This is a genomic window from Bradyrhizobium sp. Pa8 (assembly GCF_052588265.1).
The window spans coordinates 7,215,766-7,241,459 of sequence record NZ_CP176767.1; the positions used below are offsets into that span (position 1 = coordinate 7,215,766).

At 63.9% G+C, this 25,694-nt stretch carries 14 protein-coding genes; 7 read left to right on the forward strand and 7 right to left on the reverse strand.

Features of this window, described 5'->3' with window-relative positions:
* Positions 1-119: 119 nt before the first annotated feature.
* The 6 genes from ACKWRH_RS34270 to ACKWRH_RS34295 all read right to left on the reverse strand — a co-directional run bounded on the left by ACKWRH_RS34270 (position 120) and on the right by ACKWRH_RS34295 (position 14,629).
* Positions 120-3,722, reverse strand: coding sequence for a beta strand repeat-containing protein (locus ACKWRH_RS34270; RefSeq protein ID WP_445217125.1), 3,603 nt, complete (start codon positions 3,720-3,722; stop codon positions 120-122).
* A 179-nt stretch (positions 3,723-3,901) separates the two neighbouring features.
* On the reverse strand, positions 3,902-8,857 hold the full coding sequence (locus ACKWRH_RS34275; protein WP_445217126.1) for a beta strand repeat-containing protein: 4,956 nt from the start codon (positions 8,855-8,857) through the stop codon (positions 3,902-3,904).
* A gap of 262 nt (positions 8,858-9,119) precedes the next feature.
* Positions 9,120-10,682, reverse strand: a complete 1,563-nt coding sequence (locus ACKWRH_RS34280; protein ID WP_445217127.1) for a 2-isopropylmalate synthase — start codon at positions 10,680-10,682, stop codon at positions 9,120-9,122.
* A gap of 444 nt (positions 10,683-11,126) precedes the next feature.
* Positions 11,127-13,010, reverse strand: coding sequence for an Ig-like domain-containing protein (locus tag ACKWRH_RS34285; RefSeq protein ID WP_445217128.1), 1,884 nt, complete (start codon positions 13,008-13,010; stop codon positions 11,127-11,129).
* 70 nt (positions 13,011-13,080) lie between these two features.
* Positions 13,081-13,959 (reverse strand): hypothetical protein, encoded by an 879-nt coding sequence (locus tag ACKWRH_RS34290; protein WP_445217129.1) that lies wholly within the window; start codon positions 13,957-13,959, stop codon positions 13,081-13,083.
* Between the two features lie 406 nt (positions 13,960-14,365).
* Complete coding sequence (locus ACKWRH_RS34295; protein ID WP_445217130.1) at positions 14,366-14,629, reverse strand: hypothetical protein; 264 nt, start codon at positions 14,627-14,629, stop codon at positions 14,366-14,368.
* Positions 14,630-14,934: 305 nt separating this feature from the next.
* Here ACKWRH_RS34295 and ACKWRH_RS34300 point away from each other — a divergent pair, with 305 nt between their 5' ends.
* A complete protein-coding gene (locus tag ACKWRH_RS34300; protein WP_445217131.1) occupies positions 14,935-16,152 on the forward strand; it encodes an SMP-30/gluconolactonase/LRE family protein in 1,218 nt (405 codons plus the stop codon).
* An 85-nt stretch (positions 16,153-16,237) separates the two neighbouring features.
* Here the strand turns inward: ACKWRH_RS34300 and ACKWRH_RS34305 are convergent, their stop codons facing one another.
* Complete coding sequence (locus ACKWRH_RS34305; protein WP_445217132.1) at positions 16,238-18,124, reverse strand: peroxidase family protein; 1,887 nt, start codon at positions 18,122-18,124, stop codon at positions 16,238-16,240.
* Positions 18,125-18,350: 226 nt separating this feature from the next.
* On the opposite strand from ACKWRH_RS34305, the gene ACKWRH_RS34310 reads away from it, so the two are divergent.
* The 6 genes from ACKWRH_RS34310 (at position 18,351) to ACKWRH_RS34335 (ending at position 25,610) form a co-directional block, all read left to right on the forward strand.
* Entirely contained in the window at positions 18,351-19,451 is a 1,101-nt protein-coding gene (locus ACKWRH_RS34310; RefSeq protein WP_445217133.1) for an NAD(P)/FAD-dependent oxidoreductase, read from the forward strand.
* A 314-nt stretch (positions 19,452-19,765) separates the two neighbouring features.
* Positions 19,766-20,950 (forward strand): ABC transporter substrate-binding protein, encoded by a 1,185-nt coding sequence (locus ACKWRH_RS34315; protein ID WP_445222525.1) that lies wholly within the window; start codon positions 19,766-19,768, stop codon positions 20,948-20,950.
* 102 nt (positions 20,951-21,052) lie between these two features.
* Positions 21,053-21,928, forward strand: coding sequence for a branched-chain amino acid ABC transporter permease (locus ACKWRH_RS34320; protein ID WP_028156504.1), 876 nt, complete (start codon positions 21,053-21,055; stop codon positions 21,926-21,928).
* A gap of 1 nt (position 21,929) precedes the next feature.
* A complete protein-coding gene (locus tag ACKWRH_RS34325) occupies positions 21,930-22,856 on the forward strand; it encodes a branched-chain amino acid ABC transporter permease (RefSeq protein ID WP_441499283.1) in 927 nt (308 codons plus the stop codon).
* Positions 22,856-24,334 (forward strand): ATP-binding cassette domain-containing protein, encoded by a 1,479-nt coding sequence (locus ACKWRH_RS34330; protein ID WP_445217134.1) that lies wholly within the window; start codon positions 22,856-22,858, stop codon positions 24,332-24,334. The genes ACKWRH_RS34325 and ACKWRH_RS34330 overlap by 1 nt, the downstream gene beginning before the upstream one ends.
* Positions 24,335-24,374: 40 nt before the next feature.
* The gene (locus ACKWRH_RS34335; protein WP_445217135.1) at positions 24,375-25,610 is read left to right on the forward strand and encodes an ABC transporter substrate-binding protein; all 1,236 of its coding nucleotides are present in this window, start codon (positions 24,375-24,377) and stop codon (positions 25,608-25,610) included.
* Positions 25,611-25,694: the final 84 nt, after the last annotated feature.

The window sequence follows — 25,694 nt, forward strand, 5'->3', positions numbered from 1 at the left end:
GCCCCTTAGCAGGGGGCGGCTTGCAAAAATGCGGTATCCGGAGGGGAAATCTGCCGGACTGGCTCGCGCAGGGCGATGGCAGGGAAACCCTGCCATCGCCGCTGCCGCCTCTCGCAACCTCAGCCGTGCAGCGCCGGCGCGAGCTGGGCCTGCTGCGCCACCGCCGGATCGGTGATCAGGGTGCCGCCGTGCCCGTCCGAGGACAGCGCGAAATCGGCCGCGCTGTATTGACCGAGCAAGTGCAGCGTCGCGACGTGGGTGCCGTCGGAGACCGTCAGCGTGCCACCGGTGTTGTCGCCATTCTGCGCATAGGCCAGCGAGGTCAGACTGTCGCTGAACAGGATGTCGCCGAGATCGAGACTGTCATGGTCCTGCCAGCCGGAGATCGTTCCCGTGAAGGCCGACGCCTGGGCCAGCACCAGCGAGGCATTGGGACCGGCGAAGATCACATCGTCGATCGTGCCGCCCGCATGGACAAAGGCGAGCGCGCCCGAGCCGATCGTCGTGTCGTCAGCGCTGCCGCCGGCCTGCACGTGCTGTGCGCCGGCCAGGACCGTCGTACCTGTCGCGCTGCCATACACATATTGTACGCCGCCGTTGACGATGGTTGCGCTGGCGGCGCCCCAATCGACCTGGACTCCGCCGGCATTGATCGTGGTGCCGGTCGCCCTGCCGTCGACGTAGACACTCTGCTGGCTGCCGGCGTTGACCGTCGTCATCGACGCGTTGCCGTGGAGGTACTGGAGGGCGCCATTGCTGATCGTGGTCTGGACCACCGTGCCGCCATAGACCGCCTGGATGCCGCCATCCATGGTGGTGTTGATCGCGGTTCCACCCAAATAGACGTCCTGCCCGCCGCCATGGATCGTCGTGTCCGAGGCCGTGCCGCCGCCCTCGACGGCCTGCAGGCCCGAATTGATCGTCGTGAGGCTCGCCGACCCGAACACGTACTGACCGCCGCCGCTGATCGTCGTGATGATCGTGAAGCCCCAATCGATCTGGATGCCGCCGGCATTGATGATGGATCCGGTCGCACTGCCGTCGATGTAGACGTTCTGCTCACCCCCGGCATTGACGACGGTGTTGAAAGCATTGTTGTGAACGTGCTGGAAGCCGCCATTCGCGACCGTGGTCTGGATCGCAACGCCGAAGACGTTCTGGGTGCCGCCGTCCACGGTGGTGTTGGTTGCGATACCACCGCCGAGGATATCCTGGTCGCCGCCGGCCTCGATCGCCGTGCCGTCGGCCGAGCCGCCGATCTGGATGTACTGATTGCCCGAGATCACGGAGTTCGAGGCCAGACCGAACACCAGCTGCGCGGCGCCCGCAGCAACCACCATTCCATTGGCCGAGCCCTCCAGCACGACCGCCGCGCCGCTCTCAACCTGGATGTCGGAATAGCCGGCCGCGTCCTTGATCCGCCAGATGCCGCTCTGGACGTCGAGCTTCTCGACATTGACGACCGCGCCAAGGAGCGAACCGGAGCCACTGCCCGACAGCACCAGCGTGTCTACGCCGTCGCCGCCGTCGATGGTGCCGGTGACGATCGAAGCGGTGGCGAGATTGATGCTGTCGTCGCCTGCGCCCATCGAGACGTCACCGGTGATGGAGCCGCTGTTGGTGAGCGTATCGTTGCCGCCGTCGGTGGCGACGCTGCCGAAAATGCCGCCCGTGTTGGTGACGGTGTCGCCGAAGGTGCCGACGATCGAGATCGCCTCGCCGTTGTTGCCGCGGATCGTGCCGTCGTTGATGATGGTCATGACGCCGAAGGCGCTACCGTCATTGCTGTCGTCCACGGTGATCGCGCGCTGATCGCTGATGATGAGGCCGCCCACCTCGTTGTGGACGAAGCCGCCGCCGATCGCGAGCGCCTCGTTCAGGCCGTTGGCGCCGCTGGTCAGGCCGACCGCCGCGATCGTCCCGAAATTTTCGATCGAGACCAGGCCGTCGACGTCGATGCCGTCGGCGTCAGCACCGCCGACCGCCGTGCCGGTGATGGTGCCACGGTTGGTCACGACCGTCGTCGTGTTAGCCGCGCTGTCCATGTTGATGCCGGAGCCGCTGCGGCCGGTGATCGTGCCGTCGTTGTTGACGGTGATCGGCTGGTCGCCGGTGATGGCGTGGCGGGCGCCGTCGATGATTCCGCCGGCATAGTTGTTGACCACGCCACCGGTGTTGACCGACTGGAAGTCGATCGCGTCGTTGCCATCAGAGGCCGCCGAAGCATTATGGCTGACGATCTGACCGTAATTGTTGATGGTGGCGTTGGCGCCGGGCCGGATCGCATCGGCATCGGCCGCCGAGATCACGCCGGTTACGGCGTTGTTGATGACGGTATTGGCGCCGCTCGAATTGATGTCGTCGAGATCGAGCGCCTGGCCGGCATTGCTGCCGGTCCCGGTCGATGAGATCGTGCCCTCGTTGTTGACGGTGAAGGTGCCGCTCTTGCCCGAGACCAGGTTCGAGATCTTCACCGCGTCCTTGGTCGCGGTGATGGTGGCGCCGGCCTTGTTGTTGATGGTGAGGCTGCCGCTCGTCGAACCGCTGGTGGCGATCGCGCGGCTGCTGCCGGTGATGGTGCCGAAATTGTCAACCAGCGCGCCGGGCGTCGTGCTGCCGCCGACCCAGGTGACCGGGGTCGAGCCCGACAGGGTCGCGCCGGCGAGAACGGTCAGATGATCGTTGTTCGCCAGCGTGATCGGGTTCGACGAGTTGCCGGAGACGAGAGTGCCGTCGTCATTGGCGATGGTGCCGGTCGCCGTCGCGGTGCCGATCGTGACCGCCGCGCCCGGATTGCTGGCGCTGGTGAGCGTGAGCGTAAAGCTCTCGTCGGGCTCTGCGGTGGTGTCGCCGGAGATCGTGATGGTGATTGTCGCCGAGGACGCACCGTCGGCGAAGCTGCCGCTGAAGGGCGAGGCCGGCAGCGTGCCGCCGAAATCGGCCGCATCGGTGGTGCCGGCGGCGAACGTGCCGGAGAAGCTGAGCACACCGGTGGTGCCGCCGGTGCGCGCGATGGTGAAAGTCATGGTCTTGGTGCCGCTCTGCCCCTCGGCAACCGACACGCTCGGCGACGAGAACGAGATCGTCTGCGTGGCGGGAGCCGCGACCGTGAAGGCGGTCGTCGGGAACGGCGCGTCGGGCGTGGTGCCGTCCGTGCTCTGGTCGCCGCTGCCGTTCTGGGTCGCCCAGTTGGCGGTGTTGCCGATCGCGGCGAGGTAGTCGGCGAAGCTGGCGAAGCCCGAGCGCGGGCCGTTATAGCCGACGATGTCGAGGCCGCCGGTGAAGCTGACCGCGGTCTGGCCGGCAACGAGGCCGGTGCCGGTCAGCGTGCCGTCTGAGGTCGCATAGCCGACATTGGAGATCGCGGCGAGGAAGGTCGGCGACGTCGAGGTGCCGACATAGGCGTAGACGACCTCGCTATCGTTGGACAGGCCGGTATTGTTGGCGTTGGTGAAGGTGGCCGAGCCCGCACTGGTGCCGAACGTGCCCTTGCCGATGTTGTTGATGTCGATGACGGTGCCGGCGGGAATCGCGCCGGTCGCGGTCCAGGCGATCGTGCTCTCGGCATTGCTGCCTGTGGCGAAGCTGGTTCCGTTCCAGTTGTTGTCGGTGAAGTTGATCACCGTGCCCTGCGGGATGTCGGTCAGGGCGACAAAGGACAAATTATCGTTGCCGTCGCCGTTGAATCCGGTGAAGGCGATCGAACCAGCGGAAAGGGGCATTCCAAATTCTCCAGCAGCGAGGGCGCAGCGACGCTGCCGGTTAATGGAACGTTAGCATGACATGTTAATAACATATTTGTTGCGATGCACCCCCGCATGACGTGATCGTGGGTCAAACGAAAAACGCGGCGCCGAAGGCGCCGCGATCCCGCAACTATTGCACTTTGGCCTTCCCGGCCTCAGCCATGCAGCGCCGGTGCAAGCGCGACCTGCGGTGCAAGCGCCGGATCGGTGAGCAGGGTGCCGCCATGTCCGTCCGACGCGATGGCAAAATCGGCGGCGGTGTATTGGCCGAGCAGGTGCAACGTCGCAACATGCGTGCCGTCAGAAACGGTCAGCGTACCGCCTGTGTTGTCGTTGTTCTGTGAGTAAGCGAGCGACGTGGAGTCGTCGCTGAACAGGATGTCGCCGAGGTCGATGCTGTCATGGTCCTGCCAGCCGGAGATCGTTCCGGTGAGGGCCGAGGCCTGGGCGAGCACCAGCGAGGCATTGGCACCGGCGAAGATCACGTCGTCCATCGTGCCGCCCGCATGGACAAAGGCGAGCGCACCCGAGCCGATCGTGGTGTCGTCCGCGCTCCCGCCGGACTGCACTTGCTGCGTGCCGGCCAGGACGGACGTGCCGGTCGCGCTGCCATACACATATTGCACGCCGCCATTGACGATGGTGGCGCTGGCGGCGCCCCAATCGACCTGGACGCCGCCGGCGTTGATCGTGGTGCCGGTCGCCGTGCCGTCGGAATAGACGTTCTGCCCGCCGCCATTGTTGAGGATGGTGGTGATGGCGCTGCCATGGAGATGCTGGATCGCGCCGTTGCCGATCGTGGTCTGGGTCACCACCGCGCCGTAAACCTGCTGGCTGCCGCCGTCCATGGTGGTACCGGTCGCTGTTCCACCGGCGAAGACGACCTGATCGCCGCCGTGGATCGTCGTGGCGTTGGCGCCGCCACCAGTCTCAACGACCTGCAAGCCCGAATTGAGAATTGTCGTGCTCGCCCTGCCGAACACATATTGAACACCGCCTTCGAGGGTCGTTCCGCTCGTCGTACCCCAGTCGTTCTGAACGCCGCCCGTGTTGATCGTGGTGCCGGTCGCAGTACCGTCGGAATAGACGTTTTGACCGCCGCCGTTGTTGAGGATCGTGGTGATGGCGCTGCCATGGAGATACTGGACCCCGCCGTTCCCGATCGTGGTCTGGGTCACGACCGCGCCATAGACGTTCTGGCTGCCGCCGTCCAGGATGGTGCCGTTCGCCTTGCCGTTCCCCACAACCCACTGCTCGCCGCGCACGGCGGCGCCGTCACTTCTGCCGTAAACGTAGAGCGCAGCGCCCTGCGCCACCGTGCCGGCTGAGCTTGAGCTCTGGCCTTGCACGAAAAGGCTGGCTCCGGTCTCGACCGTGACAAAAGAATAGGTCATGCCCGCGCTGGTCGCCCAGTTTCCGCTCCGCACATCGAGATTCTCGACGCCGATCGTCTTTCCAAGCGTCGAGCTGCCTAGCCCCGACAGATTGATCGTGTCGTTGCCCTCGCCGCCATCGATCGTCCCGGCGATGGTCGAACCGGTGAAAAGATTGATGGTGTCGTTTCCGGCGCCCATCCTCACACCGCCAGCGACAATACCCGTGTTCGTGAACGTATCGTCGCCGTCGCCAAGGTCGATCGCGGAACCGGAATACACCACGATCAAGCCGCTGTTGGTCAGCGTGTCTCCGCCGCCGTCCGTAAAGATGCCACCGGTCATATTCCCCTTGTTGGTGATGGTGTCGGCGAAGCTGCCGAGGATGCTGATGGCGGACGTGATCCCACCCTCACTGTAGATGGTCGTGGCGCCGAGCGACGGGCTCGTATCAATGAAGTAGGCCGTCGCTCCGCTCTCGATCTTGATATAGGAATAATTGGCGATGGCTCGGGCGTTCCAGTTGCCACTCTGTACGTCGAGATTCTCGACGTTGATCACGGCGCCGAGTTGGATGTTGTAGCCCGTGCCCGAAAGATTGAGGGTATCGTTCCCCGTACCGCCATCGATCGTCCCGGTCAGGGCCGAAGATAGCCCGTTCAATCTCAAGCCGGTGAAGAGGGCGATACTGTCGTCGCCGGCTCCCATCGACACATCGCCCGTGATGACGCCCTTGTTACTCAACGCATCATTGCCGCTGCCCATGTTGATGCTGCTGGTGATGGTGCGGGTGTTGGCGACGGTGTCGTCGCCGTCGCCAAGTTTGATTACGGAATCGAACTTCGCCGCGATCAAGCCGCTGTTGGTCAGCGTGTCTGCACCGCCGCCCATATCGATGCCTCCGGTGATGGAGCCGGTGGTGGCAATGGCATCAGCGCCGTCGCCAAGATTGATTGCGTAACCGGAAGTCGCCGCGATCGAGCCGCTGTTGGTCAGCGTGTCTGCGCCGCCGCCCATGTCGATGCTGCCGGTGATGGAGCCGGTGGTAGCGATGGTATCGGCGCCGTCGCCAAGTTTGATTGCGTAACCGGAAATCGCCACGATCGAGCCGCTGTTGGTCAGCGTATCTGCGCCGCCGTCCGAAAAGATTCCGCCGGTAATATTCCCCTTGTTAGTGATGATGTCGTCAAAACCTCCCAGGATGTTGATGGCCGCGCGCGCCGGGTCGCCGCCCTCGATCTTGCCCTCGTTATAGATGGTCTTGCCGACGAGCGACGAGCCGACGCCAGAGAAGGATACCGTCGATGCGCTGTCGAGCTTAACATAGGAATAACCGCGGTTGTCCTGGATAGACCAGTGGCCGCCCTGTACGTCGAGATTCTCGACGTTGATCACGGTGCCGACGTAGCGCGTGTCCGAAAGCGTAATCCAGCCCGAAAGCGTGAGCGTATCGTTGCCCGTACCGCCATCGATCGTCCCGGTCACAGCCGAATGCGCCCCGGTCACGCTCGAGCCGCCGACGAGGGTGAAGCTGTCGTCCCCGGCTCCCATTGACACATCGCCCGTGATGACGCCGATGTTGCTCAACGCATCATTCCCGCCGCCCATGTCGATGCTGCCGGTGATGGAGCCGCTGTTTGTGAGCGTATCGTTGCCGCCATCGGTGGCCACGCTGCCGAAGATCCCGCCGGTGTTGGTGACGGTGTCGCCGAAGGTGCCGACGATCGAGATCGCTTCGCCGTTGTTGCCGCGGATGGTGCCGTCATTGATGATCGTCATGGCGCCGAAAGCGCTGCCATTGTTGCTGTCGTCGACCGTGATCGCGCGCTGATCGCTGACGATCAGGCCGTCAGCCCTATTGCGGACGGAGCCGCCGCCAATCGCGAGCGCCTCGTTGAGGCCGTTGGCGCCGCTGGTCAGGCCGACCGCCTTGATCGTTCCGAAATTCTCGATCGAGACCAGGCCGTCGACATCGATGCCGTCGGCGTCGGCGCGGTTTACGGAGGTGCCGGTGATGGCGCCGCGGTTGGTCACGACAGTTGTCGTGTTCGCCGCACTATCCATGTTGATGCCGGAGCCGGCCTCGCCGGTGATGGTGCCGATGTTGTTGACGGTGATCGGCTGGTCGCCGGTGATGCCGTGGCGCGCGCCATCGATGGTGCCGCCGGCATAGTTGTTGATGACACCGCCGGCATTGACCGACTGGAAGTCGATCGCGTCGTTGCCATCAGAGGCCGCCGAAGCGTTGTGGCTGACGATCTGGCCGTAATTGTTGATGGTGGCGTTGGCGCCGGCCCGGATCGCATCGGCATCGGCCGCCGCGATCACGCCGCTCGACCAATTTGTTATGACGGTACGAGCGCCGCTCGAATTGATGTCGTCGAGGTCGAGCGCCTGGCCGCCATTGCTTCCGGTGCCGGTGGACGAGATCAAGCCCTGGTTGTAGACGGTGAAGGTACCGCTGGTGCCGGAGACGAGATTCGAGATCTTCACCGCATCCTTGGTTGCCGTGATGGTCGCGCCGAATTCGTTGCTCACGGTGAAGCTGCCGCTTGCGGACCCGCTGGTGTAGATCGCGCGGCTGGCTCCGATGATGGTGCCGGAATTGTCGACCAACGCGCCGGGCGAGGTGCTGCCGCCGATCCAGGTGACCGGGGTCGAACCGGACAGCGTTCCGCTGAAAATGACGAGAGGATCGTTGTTCGCCAGCGTGACCGGGGTGGACGAATTGCCCGATAGTACCGTCCCATCATCCTTGGTAATCGTGCCGGTCGCCGTCGCGGTGCCGATCGCGGTCACTGCGCTGGGGTTGCTGACGCTGGTGAGCGTGAGCGTGAAGCTCTCGTCGGCCTCCGGGGTTGTGTCGCCGGAAATCGTCACGGTGACGGTCGCCGAGGTCGCACCATCGGCGATGGTGCCGCTGAAGGTGGGGGCCGGCAACGTGCCGCCGTAATCGGCGGCGTTGGTGGTGCCGGCGGCAAAGCTGCCCGAGAAGCTCGCGACGCCGGTGGTGCTGCCGCTGCGCACGATGGTGAAGGTCATGGTTTTGGTGCCGTTGTCGCCTTCGACGATCGACACGCTCGACGGCGAGAACGATATCAATTGCGCCGCCGGGGGCGCCACGGTGAAGGCGGTGGTCGGGAACGGCGCGTCCGGCGTGTTGCCATCGGCGCTTTGATCGCCGCTGCCGTTCTGGGTGACCCAGTTGCCGGTGTCGCCGATCGCGGCGAGATAGTCCGCGAAGTTGGCCAAGCCGAAGCGCTGGCCGGTATAGCCGGCGATGTCGAGGCCGCCAGTAAAGCTGACCGCGGTCTGGCCGGCGACGAGGCCGGTGCCGGTCAGCGTGCCGTCTGAGGTCGCATAGCCGACATTGGAGATCGCGGCGAGGAAGGTCGGCGACGTCGAGGTGCCGACATAGGCGTAGACGACCTCGCTATCGTTGGACAGGCCGGTATTGTTGGCGTTGGTGAAGGTGGCCGAGCCCGCACTGGTGCCGAACGTGCCCTTGCCGATGTTGTTGATGTCGATGACGGTGCCGGCGGGAATCGCGCTGGTTGCGGTCCAGGCGATCGTGCTTTCGGCATTGCTGCCGACGGCAAAGTTCGCTCCGTCCCAGTTGCTGTCGGTAAAGTTGATCACCGTCCCCTGCGGGATGTCGGTCAGGGCAACAAAGGACAAATTGTCGTTGCCGTCGGCGTTGAAACCGGTGAAGGCAATGGATCCAGCCGAAAGCGACATATCAATTCTCCAACAGCGCGCGCACTGCGGCCCCTCGCAGCAGAGCGGGCATGCTCTGCCGCGTCGGGACTCGAAGCGGGAAAGACTGGCCCGATCGAAGGCCGGGCAAGGTCCGTGATACCTGTGGTTAATGATATGTTAACGTGACATGATAATAACAATCTTGCGGTGATGCGCCCTTCCTCCACATCTTAAAGGCCCCAAACGAAAAACGCGGCGCCAGGGGCGCCGCGTTTGCCGATGAAATGGAGAGGATGAAGCGTCAGCTTGCCGCTGCCGTCGTCACCGTATCGCGCTGGCGCTTCATGACGATCTTGTTGAGCGCGCCGAGATAGGCCTTTGCCGAGGCCACCAGCGTATCCGGATCGGCCGCGCGCGCGGTCATCGCACGTCCCTCATGCGACAGCCGCACCGAGACTTCCGCCTGCGCGTCGGTGCCTTCGGTCACCGCATGGACCTGATACAGCTCGAGCTTGGCCTCATGCGGCACCAGCGCCTTGATGCAGTTGAAGACCGCGTCGACCGGACCATTGCCCTCGGCCTCCTCGATCTTGATCTGGCCGTCGACGTCGAGCTTCATGGTCGCGCGCTGCGGGCCGTGGGTGCCGGCGATCACGGTCAGCGAGGTCAGCTTGATGCGGTCGTGCGACGCTGCCATCTCCTCGTCGACCAGCGCCTCGATGTCCTCGTCGTAGATGTCCTTCTTGCGGTCGGCGAGCGCCTTCATCCGCGTGAACGCATCCTCCAGCTGGTTGGCGCCGAGCTTGTAGCCCATCTCCTCCAGCTTGTGCACGAAGGCGTGGCGGCCGGAATGCTTGCCGAGCACCAGCGACGACTGCTTCAGGCCGACCATTTCGGGCCGCATGATCTCGTAGGTGGAGGCGTCCTTCAGCACGCCATCCTGGTGGATGCCGCTCTCATGCGCGAAGGCGTTCCGGCCGACGATGGCCTTGTTGTACTGGACCGGGAACGAGGTTGCGGCCGACACGACCTTCGAGGCGCGCGTCAGCTGCGTGGTGTCGATCTTGTTCCACCACGGAAACACGTCGTTGCGGACGTTGATGGCCATCACGACTTCCTCGAGGGAAGCGTTGCCAGCCCGCTCGCCGATGCCGTTGACGGTGCACTCGATCTGCCGCGCGCCGCCGGCAATGCCGGCCAGCGAATTCGCCACGGCCATCCCGAGGTCGTTATGGCAATGAACCGAGAAGACCGCCTTGTCGGAGTTCGGCACGCGCTCGATCAGCGTGCGCATGAAACGGGCATATTCCTCGGGCGTGGTGTAGCCGACGGTATCGGGGATATTGACGGTGGTCGCGCCGGCCTTGATCACGGCCTCGACGATGCGGCAGAGATAGTCCATCTCGCTGCGGGTGGCGTCCTCGGCCGACCATTCGACGTCGTCGATCTGGTTGCGGGCGCGGGTCACGTTGGCGATCGAGAGCTCCATCACCTGCTCCGGCGTCATGTTCAGCTTGACGCGCATGTGCAGCGGCGAGGTCGCGATCACGGTGTGGACGCGGCCGCGCCTGGCGAACTTCACCGCTTCGGCGCAGCGGTCGATGTCCTTCGGGTTGGCACGCGACAGGCCGGCGATCACCGAGTTCTTGGAGCGGCGGGCGATCTCGCTGACGGCCTGGAAGTCGCCTTCGGAGGTGATCGGGAAACCGGCCTCGATGACGTCGACGCCCATGTCGTCGAGCATCTCGGCGATCTCGATCTTCTCCTCGAAGGTCATAGTGGCGCCGGGGCACTGCTCGCCGTCGCGCAGCGTGGTGTCGAAAATGATGACGCGGTCCTTATCGGACTTGTTCACGGGGGCCATTGCAAAATTCCTTTATGAGCTTTTTGCGCCGTCAGTCTGCTGGGCGCTTGAGGTGTCCAGTGATCTCGACCAACCCCTGAGCGCCCAGGCGCATGGCGCCCAGCCGGCCCTCAGGGGCAAGTAAGAAGAAGGCCGCCAATCAGGAGGGTGGGCAGCAGCGCGGCCGGGATCGTGGCGGCGGCCAGAGCCACCTCCCCCGAAATCCCATCGATTTGGCCGCGAATCAGCATTGCCAGACCCTTTTGAGCCCTCAAATCCTCGGTCAAAACCGTTGACGGTTGGTTGCCGGGAGGCTCGATGCGCCGTTTCTAGACGAGAAATGGCCGCAACCGCAACGCCAAAAGATGGTCAGGAGAGATGACCTAATTGCGACGACCGCCGATGATCGAACCGAGCCGCGGCCCACCACGACATCTTAGCCGCAAACCGTCCCGCCTCCGCTTCTTAAACCTGAACCGGCGTTGCGAGCAGGGGCTGGGCCTGATGGGTGGTTGCAAGGTAGGTGCCGGCAAGATCGTGGCCCACCACGAAATCGGCCGCCGTGTACTGTCCGAGCAAGGCGAGCGTCGCCGTATGAACGCCATCCGAGAGGGTTAACGTGCCTCCAGTGTGGTCCGCATTCGTCACATAGCTTGGATGCATGTGAACATCATAAGCCATGTCATCGAGATTGATCTTGTTCCCGGCCTGGAAGCCGGAAATCGTTCCCGAGAATGCCGATGATTGAGCGAGTTCAAGTCTTGCGACTGGCGCTCCGAAGGTCACGTTGTGCATCGAGCCGCCCGCAGCGAGACGCACGACACCGTACGCGTTGATGGTGGTGTCACTGGCCGTACCGCCGCCGTAAATGTCCTGCTCGCCATGGTCGACGATCGTGTTGGCGGCGGTGCCACCGACATACTGCACGCCACCAGAAATCCTCGTGCCGGTAGCGGAGCCCCAGACAATCTGCGAGCCACCGTTGATCGTCGTGTCGATGGCGATTCCCCAATCGATCTGAACGTTGCCGGCATTCACTGTGGTGCCGACGGCAATGCCGCCAGCGTATATGTTCTGCCGCCCGGAGACGATTGTCGTGTTGGTGACGCGGCCATAAACGTACTGGAAGCCGCCGCCATCGACCGTCGTCTGATCGGCCGCACCGTACACGGATTGGCTGCCACCATGCACCGCGGTGCTACTCGCGCTGGCGCCGCCATAAATGGTTTGGCTACCGAAATTGATGATCGTGCTGGCAGCCGTGCCGCCGACATACTGCGCGCTGCCGGAATACATGGTCGTATTGGTGCTGGAGCCCCACACGAACTGCGTGCCACCGTACATCGTCGTATTGTTGGCAGCGCCCCAAACGATCTGCGTGCCGCTGATCACTGCACTATAGGCCAAGCCGCCCGCATAAACATTCTGCTGCGCACCGCTCGCGATCACCCAGCCGCTGGAGAGCCCGTAGACGTACTGTCGAAGACCGTCGCCGAGCACCGCTCCGTTGCCCCAGGACGCAGTGTAGACGTATTGGGACAGGCCGGAATTACCGGCCGCATCGTAAGCATAGACGGCTGGACTGTTGCTGAACACCGACACCGGCACACCGCTGATGCTCCAGTGTCCGCTGGCATCGGCCGTGGTCGTCACGCTCCACACACTCGGATTCGACGCAAAGGGAAGCGTCATGTCAGCGAGCGTGATCGTTCGGCCGGCGTCCGCAAGGTCGATCGTGCCGCTCACCGTGGCGGTTTCGCCGGCATCGGGGACAATTGACGTGATGGCGAGGACCGGTGGGGCAGTATCGACGACGAAGTTCAGCGCGGCGCTTGCGGCACTCTGGTTACCAGCCAGATCGGTAGCGGTGGCGGTGTAGGAATAGCTGCCATCGGCGAGGTGACCGATCTTGACGCTCCAATTGCCGTTTTTGTCCGCCGTCGTCGCGTAGGACGGCGTCGCCGATCCGTTGAGATAGATGTTGACGATGCTTTCCGCTTCCGCGGTTCCGCTCAGCGCCTGCGCCGTCGTGTCACCGGCCGCGTTGACGAAACCGCCAACGACGGATGCATTAGCGAGCACCGGCGCAGCAGGCGGCATCGTATCCCAGACAAAGACCTGCGCCTTGATTGCGGTGCCGCTGGTGTCGCCCAGCGTACCGCCGTCATCCTGCCAGGTAACCGCAAAACCGCCGTTGCCGAGCGCGGTGATTTTTGGAACGGTTTGGTTGCCGCCTGTCTGGGTATTGATAAAAAAATTGCCGCCGAGTTGGCTGCCGTCAGCCCCGAATACCTGCGCTTGGATGTCGCGGCCGTTGTCCCAGGCGACGACGAAGTCGCCGTTGCTCAAGCCGGTGACAGTGGGCGAAGAATGAGATCCACCTGCGGAGAATTGGAATCCCGCGCCGGTCTTTGTACCGTCACTCTTGTAAACCTGCCCCCCCCACGAAGAAGGCGTTGTCCTGCCAAGTGATGACAAAGCCGCCATTGGTGAGGCCGGTGATCGTCGGAACGACTTGATTGCCGTCCGCATACTTGTCGACGAGGAATTCCGAACCAACCTTGCTGCCATCGGCGGCAAAGACCTGCGCCTTGATGCTGGTGCCGCTGGCATCTCCCTGGGTGCCGCTCAAGTCCTGCCAGGTGACAACGAAGCCGCCATTCCCAAGACCGGTGACGGTCGGAACGGTCTGGTTGTTCGCCGTCTGCGTGTCGACCAGAAATTCCGAACCAACCTTGCTGCCGTCGGCGGCAAAGACCTGAGCCTTGATGCTGGTGCCGCTGGCGTCTCCCAGTGTGCCGCTAAAGTCCTGCCAGGTGACGACGAAGCCGCCGTTGCTCAAGCCCGTGACGGTCGGAACCTGCTGGAAACTTGCCGTCTCACCATTGACAAGGAATTCCGAGCCGACCTTGCTGCCGTCGGCGGCAAAGACCTGGGCCTTGATGCTGGTACCGCCGCCGTCCCCGAGCGTCCCGCTGAAGTCCTCCCAGGTGGCGACGAAGCCGCCATTGCCGAGGCCGGTGACGGTCGGCGAGACCTGATGTCCAGCCATCTGCGTATTGACCAGGAATTCAGAGCCAACCCGGGTGCCGTCGGCTGCAAATATCTGCGCCTTGACGCTGAACCCGTTAGCGTCTCCGAGTGTGCCGCTCAGGTCCTGCCAGGTGACGACAAAATTGCCATTCCCGAGACCGGTGATGGCCGGAGACGATTGATTGCTCACCGTCTGGGTGTTGACCACGAATTCGGAACCGACCTTCACAACGGGCATTGCCACGCGCCAGAACTCCTCTGCCAATCGATCATGGCCGCCTGAATCGACCTCGGGGCCGCGCCGGGCGTGCACAAGCTCTGATCTAGGAAAATTTATCTCATATCATAACTTATGTTGCATAACGATATGTCCGTCGCATGAAGGAGAAATGGCACGCCGCGAATGACGGACGAAAAGCCGGCGCCCAAACGCGCAGCGTTGCTGCGGTCTTCTCATCGCACGCACGTTTCGCAGGCCTGGCGCACCATCGCGCGGGCGGGCGCCCGCGATCGTGCCCGTCCGTTGTCGCCAGGTCTACGGATTGCGTCGATGCTAAACGGAGCAATTAGCGGATCAGCCCTTGCAAACAGCGCTTCCGCCTCCCGCAGTCACAGATCTTTTGCTGAGCTGTCGTTCGGATGCCGATTCCAGTATCGGCCAATCCGCGCCGCTATCCCGCGCGACGGGCGCGCGCCCTGCTTTCCCAGCGGTCCAGCATCTGGCCGAGCTCGCCGGTGGCGACAGGGGCAGCCGCGTTGGTGTTTGCGGCCTCGTTGGTGTTGGCAGGTGCGGCGGCGCGGAGCCAGCCCGGCTCGGTATATTCGCGCCAGCGGCGCGCCTCCGCGCGTCGTTTGCGGGAGGCGAGATCGCGGGTGAAATAGCCGGCGGCGAACGCGATGGCGAGCGCAATGACCAGTGCAACAACGGCTAACACAATGAACTCCGGCTGATACCCCGGAAACGTTCTGCCATCATCACGCGTGAGGTCAAGGCTTGACACGTCCTAAAAGCCGCACCGGTTAACAGCAAGAAGCCCGACGGCAGGACCCGAACGGCGAGACTGGGACGAATTGCCGCTTCTGCCCTCGCCTCGCCGCAATGCCGCCGCGTTCCAGCCTTTGCGGACCTGCCATCGCGTAGGGGATGCGTACCTGCCCCTCGCAACCGGCCGCGGACCGGACTAACCTTCGCCCGCTCGGCCGGATCAACCGGCCAGCCGAACATAACCGGGAGGACGCGATGAATCGCCCAGAGCAGCGTGACCATGATGCTGCGCTTTCACGACGAACACTTGTGCGGGGACTTGCGATCGGCGCAGCGGCGACCGTAGCCGGCCCCGCGCTGGCCCAGACCGGACCTGCCGCACCGCCCACGACGATCACCACCCCGCCGCGCGATTTCGGTCCCAACGGCGCGCCGACGACTTATTTCTGGGACCCCGACATCATCGCCGTCGATCCGTCCTTCAACGACCTGGCGCAGCCCAACACCGCGATCAAGCGCCTCTACACCGGCCTGTTGTGGGCCGAAGGCCCGGCCTGGAGCGCGCAGGGCCGATATCTGTTGTGGAGCGACATTCCCAACAACCGGCAGATGCGCTGGACCGAGGACGACGGCCGCGTCAGCGTGTTCCGCGCGCCCTCCAACAATTCCAACGGCAACTCGTTCGACTTCCAGGGCCGTCAGCTCTCCTGCGAACACCTGACCCGGCGGGTGACGCGCTACGAGCATGACGGCACCGCCACGGTGCTCGCGGATTCCTACCAGGGCAAACGCCTGAACTCGCCGAACGACATCGCCGCGCATCCCGACGGCAGCTACTGGTTCACCGACCCGCCCTATGGCGGCCAGCTCTATGAAGGCGAGCCCGACGTCGCCGGCGGCCCGAGCAATGCAGGCGGCAAGCTCAATCCGCGGATCGGACAGCCGGCCGGCTTCGTGCCGGGCAAACGCGAGCTGCCGACCAACTGCTATCGCATCGATCCAAGTGGCCGCATCGACCTCGTCGTCACCGAGGACCAGGTGCCCGATCCCAACGGCCTGTGCTTCTCACCGGACTACAAGAAGCTCTACGTCGCCTCGACCGGCAAGGGACCGGGCGACACCGGGCCCGGCGGCAAGGGCGAGATCTTCGTGTTCGATGTCGGCACCGACAACAAGCTCTCCAACGTGAAGAAGTTCAGCGACTGCGTGATCGACGGGGTGAAGTGCGGGCCCGATGGCGTGCGCTGCGACGTCAACGGCAATGTCTGGGCTTCCAGCAATGCCGGCCGCGCGGTCGGCTACAGCGGCGTGACGGTGTGGTCGCCGGAGGGCAAGCTGCTCGGCCGCATCCGCCTGCCGGAAGTGTGCGGCAACGTCTGCTTCGGCGGCCCCAAGCGCAACCGCTTGTTCATGGCCGCGAGCCAGTCGCTCTACGCGGTGTATACGGCGACGCAGGGCGCCGGACCGGGCTGAGGGGCAAGCACGGATTGCACCACGGCGCCGGCGTGCCCCGCCGGCGCCGAATGATGCTGTATCGCTCGTTTGAAGCGACCCAGCATTATCCCCATTCGTGATGATTTATCTCATGCTTTACGCCCAGCAGGTCGATGGTCTCGGAGCCGACCTGCAACAGTGTTCCGCCATGTTGGTCAGATGATTTCGTGACGTGAACGTCGTTCGAAAATTGCAGTTTGTCCTGTTTGGGATCGAAGTCGGTGATGACCGCGGTGTTGTGCTTACCTGCGAGAACACCAAGGTCGAATACGAATGTGTCGGCACCGGCACCTCCGGTCATGGTCATGCGGCCGCCCGCGGCGACCAGCGTGTCATCCAGATCTCCGCCAGTCAGGGTATCCCCGCCGGGAGATCCGACCACAAGCTGCGCCATGCCTGCTGCAGCCTCTTCTCCGGTCGGGTCTACGCCGCCCAGCGTGCCGCTGTGCCGTTCGGTGGCGACGAAGGCATCGCTCTGCATCGCAGTGGTATCGGTGTCGCGCAGAATGAGGTCCGATAGCGTGGTGTTCTTTATCTCATTCAGGGTCTGTTTATCGAAGCCCTGGTTCTCGAAATAGTAGCGATCGCCGTCGCGCAAAGCGGTGAACTGGTCGGCGATGATTATGCCGAAGGTGGGCCCGATGACGGCTCCTGGCGCATGATCCTCAGCCAATCCACCGGCCCACAAATCGACGGCATCGATCGAACCATAGGCTTCCTCGAACGCTGCTGCCGTCGCCGGATCAGAGCTGAGCTGATCGAAGCTGGTGTAAGGCGCAAGCCCCAGCGCCTCCCGGGTTTGGTTCAGTGTACCCAGCCCAAGATCATGGCCGCGTTGGATATTGATCGCTGCCAGATCCATGCCGTCCGGAAGATCGAACAGGAGGTTTCGCAAGCCATCGACAATGTGAGCGTCCAGCGGGTTGGCCAGGTCCCCCGACAGATGCCGCAGCAGGCCATCCGCACCAGTCGCCTTGAAAGTCGCCGTGTCTTCGAAGAACGATTGCGCCAGCGTCTGCTCCGACGTAAAGGCACCCAGATTGCTGGTTGCACTGATCTCGTCGGAGACGATGGAGTGACCGAAGCGAAAGGCCGCACCGGCAAACTCTTCGGTGATCCGCGCGTCCGCCGTGCGGTCATAGCCTTGGTACGGCTTGATGGCGTCCTCGCCCAACAGATGCGGCAGGAACTCGTTGTAGGTGATGTTGACCATCTCGGCCGTGGTGATGGCCTTGGCCGTCTCGTATAGCTTGTCGCCGCTCCAGTTCGGATGGTCCTCGTGCAGTCGATCGACCTGGTAATTGTGCTCGCGCACAAACAAGACTTGCAAGGCGGTCAGGTCGGGATTCTCCTGCGCCCGTACGTCACCGGCCGCAAAGACGTTGCCGTGGTCGGTCTCGACGATCGGGAGATTGTCTCCCGCCGACACCTTCATATGGCCGTCGGCCGTTCGCAGGCTCGCTGCGCTGGCCGCGTCGGAACCGTAGATCTGCGATCCGTCCAGCCAACCCGTCACCGTGTTTATCGCGGCCGCCGGATGCCCGGTGACCCCCGTCGCAGGATCGATCGCCACCCGCGTCAACGCGATCATGCTGCCGGGCGGCAGAAACTCATCATCAGCCGGGACCTTGATCGAGATATCATCCGTGCCTGTGCCCTCCTTCTGCAGATCCAGATCGTGATCGATGAACTGGCCCCACGCATACATCATGCCTGACAGCGCGACGCCGGCGTCATCCACCAGATGCGGGCCTTCCTCGTCATCGCCAATTTCCGTCTGCGCCACGACAATGTTGCTGATCTCGCGCGGATTCGGACCCGGCGTCATTTCATTGACCCCATCGACGAAATTTGCCGGCCCCAGCCGAGCAAAGTCGGTGTCGGCCTGGTTCAAGGTGGGATCCGCACGATTGTTGTTCGAGCCGTCGATGCTGCGGAATCTGAGCGCCATGGTTTACCCTCCCCGTAGAGTGTTCCCCCCAGCGCCTGCTCAATTGGCGGCTTGCGGCATGACGCTTTTGTGATTCTTTATGACGCTCGCATGATCGTTGAGTGACGACATTCGATATACGACAGAATTGCACCTCTAGCGGCGAAGCGGCAATCTTCGCCTGAACGATCGTGCCGGAACAGACCATGTTGCGCGCATCAGCGCAGCACTATCCAAGGAACAAGCCATGCGCGTCATCATCTGCGGCGGCGGCGTGATCGGAGCCTGCACCGCCTTGTTTCTCCGGCGCCGCGGCATCGAGGTCATCGTCGTCGAACGGACCGAGGTCGCGGCCGCCGCCTCCGGCAAGGCCGGCGGCTTTCTGGCGCGTGACTGGTGCGCCGGCTCGCCGCTCGACGCACTCGCGCGGCGGAGTTTTGCGCTTCATGCGCAGCTGGCGCAGGAGATCGCGGGCGATTGGGGCTATCGCCCGATGACCGCGTATGGCGGCTTTGTTGCGTCCGACGGCGATCCGCGCCGGAATGCACCCTCCGCGCTCGGCTGGCTCGCCAACGGCGTCGTCATCGCGCAGCGCATCGGTACGACGCAGACGACTGCGATCGTTCATCCCCGCAAATTTACGTCGGCCGTGATGAGCGCGGCAGTCGCGCAAGGCGCCGAGCTTCGCGTTGGCCGCATCACGGGCATCGTGCGCGACGCGAATGGCACGACCGCGAAGGGGGTCGAGGTCGAAGGCAGCCTCGTTGAGGCGGACGCCGTCGTGATCGCGATGGGACCATGGTCGCTGCTCGCCGCGCAATGGATGCGCCTGCCCGCTGTCTATGGCCAGCGCAGCCCGAGCATCGTGTACGACATCGGCTCCAACGTGCCGGCCGATGCGTTGTTCCTGGAGTATGACGAGGACGGCAGCGCCGTGTCGATCGAGGTCTTTCCACGCGCCGACGGCAGCACGCATATCACCGCACTCTCGGACATCGCGCCGCTGCCGCTCGATCCGGCGGCCGTAACGCCGGACGTCGATGCGATCGCGCGCCTGCAAATCATGTGCGAACGGCTGTCGCCACTGTTTCGCCCCGAAAAGATCATCGCGCAGCAGGCCTGCTTCCGACCGGTGACTGAGGATGGCCTGCCGTTGATCGGCAAAGTGCCGCAGAGCGAAGGCCTCTATGTTGCGACCGGGCACAATGTCTGGGGCATCCTCAATGCGCCCGCCACCGGCGAAGCGCTGGCGCAGCTGATCGCCAAGGATGCGGCGCGTGGTGACTTGTCGCCCTTCGATCCGGCCCGGCTGAGGCCGCTCGATCCATCGTCGCTGCAAGCGCGCTGAACCGGCATCGCTGCTCGTCTTGTAGGCTACCGCCCGCTCCAAGGCTTCGACGCTCACGCATGCCCGCCGACAGAAACTGCATGCCTGCGCGCGTCATGAGTGTCTCGCACCTATCCTGCCCGCAATTTGCGCAGCGCTAGACTTTAGTCCGTCTCTACCAATCCTGAACGCGGTTTCACTTGCCGAGAATGGCTCCGCCGTTATAGTTGCGACATAATGGCTCACAAGAGGCCTGTTCAAAGGGAGAGAACAACATGAAAAAACGACTCTCTGTTGCATTGCGAATAGCGCTCGGTGCGGCCTCGGTCGGCGCGATGATGGCAGCGTCAGGCGCAGCACTTGCGGCCGATCCCCTCAGGATCGGCGTGATCGCGGAAGCGCAGGCGATCGCAGGCGCCTCCATTCCGCAGGCGGCGCAGCTTGCCGCCGACGAGATCAACGCCAATGGCGGCGTCGACGGCCGCAAGATCGAGATCATCTCTTACGACAATCACTCCTCGTCGGCGGATTCAGTGCGTGCGTTCCAGCGCGCGGTGAACGAGGACAAGGTCAACGTGGTCATCGCCAGCTATATCAGCGAGGTCGTGCTGGCGCTGGAGCCCTGGGCCTCGCGGCTGAAGACGCCGTTCGTCACGCCGGGTGCCGCCTCCAACGAGATCAGCAAGAGCGTCCACGCCGACTACGACAAGAACAAGTACACCTTCCACGGCTATCTGACCTCGGCCGCGCTGGCGCTCTCGGTCTGCGACGGCGCCAAGGACCTGCTCGTCGACAGGATGCACATGAAGACCGCGGTCATCATGAGCGAGGACGCCGCCTGGACCAAGCCGCTCGACGTCGGCTACGAGGAATGCCTGCCCAAGATCGGGCTGAAGGTGCTCGACCACATCCGCTTCTCGCCCGATACGACCGACTTCACGCCGATCTTCAACAAGATCGAGGGCTCCAAGCCCGATGTGATCATCACCGGCATCTCCCATGTGGGCGTGCAGCCGACGGTGCAGTGGAAGAACCAGCAGGTGCCGATCCCGATGTTCGGCATCTCCTCGCAGGCAACCAACGAGACCTTCGGCAAGGACACCAACCAGGCGGCCGAAGGCGTGCTCTATCAGGGCGTCTCCGGGCCCGGCGTCGCGGTGACGCCGAAATCGGTGCCGTTCGCGGAGAACTTCAAGAAGAAGTTCGGCAATTATCCCTCCTATGCCGGCTACACCGCCTATGACGAGGTCTACTACATCGCCGACGCGGTGAAGCGCGCCGGCTCGAGCGACGCCGACAAGCTCGTCGCCGCGCTCGAGAAGACCGACTGGGAAGGCACGATCGGCCGCGTCCAGTTCTACGGCAAGGACGATCCGTTCACCCACTCGATCAAATACGGCAAGGGCCTGATCACCGGGCTGATGCTGCAATGGCAGGACGGCAAGCAGAGCGCGGTCTGGCCCAAGGACGTCGCCAAGGTGGACGTCAAGTTCCCGAGCTTCATCAAGCTCAGCAACTAGCAGGACATGCTCCCGGGACCACCTCCCGGGAGCTTCCACATGCGGCTCTCCGCAGCACCTTTCCTCAAAGCGGCAGCTCGGCTGCCACCCGGCCAATCATAGATGCGAGCTTTCCAGATATTGATCGATGGCTTTGCCATCAGCGCACTCTACGCTCTCGGTGCCACCGGCTTCACCCTGATCTTCGGCGTCTCCGGCGTGCTCAACCTCTCCCACGGTGCCATCATGGTGGCCGCAGCGGTGGCGGCCTGGGCCGCTGCCAGCATCCTCAACGTCGGCACCTATGCCGGTGCGCTGATCGGGGTCGCCGTGGCCCTCCTCACCGCCTTTGCGACCTATTTCGCGGTGGTGAAGCCCATTCAGGACTCCCGGCGCATCCCCAATGAGGAGAAGGAGATCTTCGTCCTCACGGGAACGCTGCTCTGGGGCATCATGATCCAGGAGCTGATCGCCTATTTCTTCACCAACAATGCCAAGACCGTGCTGCCGATCGTCGAGGGCGTGGTCGAGATCCTCGGCGTCCGCACGCCGAAGAACGAGATCTTCACCGCGATCGTGTGCTGCCTCGTCATCGCCCTGCTTTGGCTGCTCGTGAACCGCACCCGCACCGGCAAGGCGGTGCTGGCGGCGTCGATGAACCCGCGCGGCGTCACCCTGCTCGGGCTCGAGCTCACCAACATCTACGTCGTGGTGTGGGCGATCTACGGGATCCTTGCCGGCATCGCCGGCGTGCTGCTCGGCATGTTCTTAGGCGTCAGCTCCTACAGCGTCGGACCGCTGACGGCGAGCGCGTTCTCGATCGTGGTGCTCGGTGGTCTCGGCAGCGTCTCCGGCTCGCTGATCGCGGCCTTCGTGGTCGGCTATCTCGAGACGCTGACGGCCTACCTGGTCTCGCCGGCCTACCGCACCATTCCGGCGCTGCTGCTGCTCGTGTTCGTGATGTATATCCGGCCCCAGGGCCTTCTGGGGAGGCGCTGAGATGTCCACCTTCTTCACCTCCCGCCTGTTCTTCATCTCGGTCGCGCTCGTCATCATCGCGGCGACGCTGCCGCTTTACGTCTCCGGCTACGTGCTCGGCCTGCTCACCGTCGCGTTCTATTTCGGCGTGTTCGCGATGGCCTGGGACCTGCTGTTCGGCTTCGCGGGCGAGGTCAATTTCGGGCCCACCTTCCTGATCGGCGTCGGCGCCTACACAGCCGGCATTCTCAACGCCCAGTACGGCTGGTCGGTCTATCTCTGCATCGTGCTGGGGGCGCTGGCCTCCGTCATCGCGGGCCTCGTGCTGGCGCTGCCGGCTTTGCGCGTGCGCGGGCCGTATTTCGGCCTCACCACGCTGGTCGCGGTGTTGATGTTGCAGAACTTCATCGTGGTGTTCGCCGATCTCACCGGCGGCGAGATCGGCCTGACCATCCCCGACGTGATCACCATCAACGCCGGCGCCAATTACTGGATCGCGCTCGGCTTCATGACGATCTCGGCGGCGATCCTCTACGGCCTGTCGCAATCGCCGATTGGCCTCGTGCTCCAGGCCAGCGGCCAGGATCCGGTGCAGGCCGGCGCGCTCGGCTTCAACATCGTCAAGCACAAGCTCGCCGCCTTCATCGTCAGCGCGTTCTTCTCTGGTTTGTCCGGAGCGCTGCTGGTGTTCTATTTCGGCACCGCCTCGGTCGGCACCGTCGTCGACGTCGCGGTCGGCGTGAACGTGATCGTCTCGGCCGTGCTCGGCGGCCGGCGCACCGTGCTTGGCGCCGCGCTCGGCGCGATCTTCCTGATCGTCGCCGGTGAATTCCTGCGTCCCACCGGCGAGCTCGCGACCTTCATCGTCTCGGCGGTCGCGCTGCTCGTCGTACTGTTCTTCCCCGGCGGCTTCCTCGGAGCGGCCCTCTCGCGTGAGGCGCGCTCGTGATGGATATGATCGCAAACCGGCCCGTGCTCGACGTCCGCGGCCTGACAAAACGCTTTGGTGGATTGACGGCGGTGAAGAATCTCGGCTTCGAGGTGAACGCCGGCGAGATCTTCGGCCTGATCGGGCCGAACGGATCCGGCAAGTCGACCGCGATGAAGAGCGTGATGGGCATCGAGCGCCCGACATCAGGCGAAGTCATCTTCGAGGGCGAGAACGTCGCCGGCCTGCCCGCGCACAAGATCGCGCGCAAAGGCTTTGGCATGGTGTTCCAGCACTCGCGGCCGCTGAACCGGCAGACGGTGCTGGAGAACATCATGGTCGCGCTGCTGCCGGACAGCCTGTTCATGCTGTTCCCGGACAAGGCGCTGGTCGAGCGCGCCAAATGGATCGCCGACCGCGTCGGGTTGGGCAGCGTGATGAACCGCCGACCGCCGACGCTGCCTTTCGCCGACCTCCGCCGGCTGGAGCTTGCGAAAGCGATCGCGCGTGACCCAAAAGTCGTGCTGGTGGACGAGCCCTTTGCCGGGCTGACGCGGGCGGAGGTCGACGTCTTCTCCGACCTGATCCGCAGCTTTCGCGACGAGGGCCGCGCCGTGATGCTGGTCGACCACAACGTCAAGAGCGTCGCCGCGCTGGTCGACCGTGTGCTCGCGATGTATCTCGGCGAGGAGATCGTCACGGGCAAGGCCGACGACGTCATGAAGAACGAGACGGTGCGCCGGGTCTATCTCGGCGGCGCCATCGAGACCCATGCGCGGCCCGAGACCAGCTTCAGGGACAAGGTGCCGCTGCTCCAGGTCGAGAATGTCAGCGTGTTCTATGGCAAGGCGCAGGCACTGGAGAACGTCTCGATCCACGTCCACGAGGGCGAGTTCGTCTCCGTCGTCGGCCTCAACGGCGCCGGCAAGACCACGCTGTTCAACACCATCTCCGGCTTCCTGCCCTATAGCGGCGAGATCGTGCGCGGCGGCGACAAGTTGCGCGGCACGAGCCCTGCAAAGATCGCCCGCAGCGGCCTCGTGCAATGCCCGGAATCGCGCGAGCTGTTCGGCGAGATGAGCGTGCGCGAAAACCTCGATCTCGGCGGCCAGCATCTCTCCGACGACAAGCGCGCCGCGCAGCTCGCCTGGCTGTTCGAGCTGTTCCCGATCCTGAAGGAGCGCCAGGGCCAGATGGCACAAACGCTCTCCGGCGGCGAGCAGCAGATGCTCGCGATCGGCCGCGCGTTGATGATGCAGCCGCAGATCCTGATCCTGGACGAGCCGACGCTGGGCCTCGCTCCCGTCATCCTCGAGCAATTGTCCAAGGCGCTCACGAAGCTGCGGCAGACCACCGCGATCACGGTGCTGCTCGGCGAGCAGAACGTCACCTTCGCGCTGCCGCATGCCGACCGCGTCTATGTGCTGGAGCACGCCCGCATCGTCTGGGAGGGCGATCCCGGCCGCTTCGCGAGCGAAGCCGGCGCCGATTTTCTTTAACTCCGTCAACATCAATAAAAACATAGAAAGGGAAACGACCATGCGGCCTTCAATCCTCGGCAGCAGCCTCCTCACCTCCGCACTGGCGCTGTGCCTTGCCGCACCCGCCGATGCGCAGTCGAACGATCCGATCAAGATCGGCGTCATCGCCGAGGTGCAGTCGATCGCGGGCGCTGCGACCCCGGGCGGCGCGCAGATCGCTGCCGACGAGATCAACGCCAAGGGCGGCATTCTCGGCCGCAAGGTCGAGATCGTCACCTATGACAACAAGAGCTCGTCGGCCGACTCGGTGCGAGCCTTCCAGCGCGCGGTGAGCGAGGACAAGGTCTCCGCCGTGATCGCGAGCTATATCTCCGAAGTCGTTCTCGCGCTCGAGCCCTGGGCGGCGCGGCTGAAGATGCCGCTGATCACGCCCGGCGCCGCCTCGAACGAAATCACCAAGGCGATCCACAACGACTACGAGAAGAACAAGTACACCTTCCACGGCTATCTGACTTCGGCCGCGCAAGCCCAGCTCGTCTGCGATGCCGCCAAGGATCTGCTGGTCGACAAGCTCAAGTTCAAGACCGTTGCGATCATGAGCGAGGACGCGGCCTGGACCAAGCCACTCGACGTCGGCTACGAGGCCTGCCTGCCCAAGGCGGGCCTGAAGGTCGTGGAGCATGTGCGCTTCTCGCCCGATACCACCGACTTCACGCCGATCTTCAACAACATCGAGGGCAAGAAGCCTGACGTGATCGTCACCGGCATCTCGCATGTCGGCGTGCAGCCGACGGTGCAGTGGAAGAACCAGCAGGTGCCGATCCCGATGTTCGGCATCAGCGCGCAGGCGCTGAGCCCGACCTTCTGGAAGGACACCAATGGCGCCGCAGACGGCGTGCCGTCGCTGGCAGTGGCAACACCCGATGTTGCCGTGACCGCCAAGACAAAACCGTTCGCGGCCGCCTTCAAGGCCAAGTTCGGCACGCCGCCGGCCTATACCGGCTACACCGCCTATGACGAGGTCTACTTCATCACCGAAGCGATCAAGCGCGCGGGCTCGACCGATCCCGACAAGATGGTCGCTGAACTGGAGAAGACCGACTACGAGGGCACGATCGGCCGCATCCAGTTCTACGGCAAGGACGACGAGTTCACCCACGGCATCAAGTCCGGTCCCACGACCGTGTCCGGCCTCGTCTTCCAGTGGCAGGACAGCAAGCAGGTCGTGGTCTGGCCCGAGAAGATCGCCGAAGGCAAGCTGAAGTTTCCCGCCTTCGTGAAGCTGTCGCAGTAACCGGCTCGTCCCGGCATCAGGCCCACCGCTCATTCGCGGGCGGTGGGATTTTCTTTGCCCTTCAGGAAGTATGCTGCGCCGCGG

Excerpts from the sequence above, each read along its gene's own strand:
- ACKWRH_RS34270 (WP_445217125.1), bottom strand. The coding sequence starts at position 3,722 with ATGCCCCTTTCCGCTGGTTCGATCGCCTTCACCGGATTCAACGGCGAC.
- ACKWRH_RS34275 (WP_445217126.1), bottom strand. The coding sequence starts at position 8,857 with ATGTCGCTTTCGGCTGGATCCATTGCCTTCACCGGTTTCAACGCCGAC.
- ACKWRH_RS34280 (WP_445217127.1), bottom strand. The coding sequence starts at position 10,682 with ATGGCCCCCGTGAACAAGTCCGATAAGGACCGCGTCATCATTTTCGAC.
- ACKWRH_RS34300 (WP_445217131.1), top strand. The coding sequence starts at position 14,935 with ATGAATCGCCCAGAGCAGCGTGACCATGATGCTGCGCTTTCACGACGA.
- ACKWRH_RS34305 (WP_445217132.1), bottom strand. The coding sequence starts at position 18,124 with ATGGCGCTCAGATTCCGCAGCATCGACGGCTCGAACAACAATCGTGCG.
- ACKWRH_RS34310 (WP_445217133.1), top strand. The coding sequence starts at position 18,351 with ATGCGCGTCATCATCTGCGGCGGCGGCGTGATCGGAGCCTGCACCGCC.
- ACKWRH_RS34315 (WP_445222525.1), top strand. The coding sequence starts at position 19,766 with ATGATGGCAGCGTCAGGCGCAGCACTTGCGGCCGATCCCCTCAGGATC.
- ACKWRH_RS34320 (WP_028156504.1), top strand. The coding sequence starts at position 21,053 with ATGCGAGCTTTCCAGATATTGATCGATGGCTTTGCCATCAGCGCACTC.
- ACKWRH_RS34325 (WP_441499283.1), top strand. The coding sequence starts at position 21,930 with ATGTCCACCTTCTTCACCTCCCGCCTGTTCTTCATCTCGGTCGCGCTC.
- ACKWRH_RS34330 (WP_445217134.1), top strand. The coding sequence starts at position 22,856 with ATGGATATGATCGCAAACCGGCCCGTGCTCGACGTCCGCGGCCTGACA.
- ACKWRH_RS34335 (WP_445217135.1), top strand. The coding sequence starts at position 24,375 with ATGCGGCCTTCAATCCTCGGCAGCAGCCTCCTCACCTCCGCACTGGCG.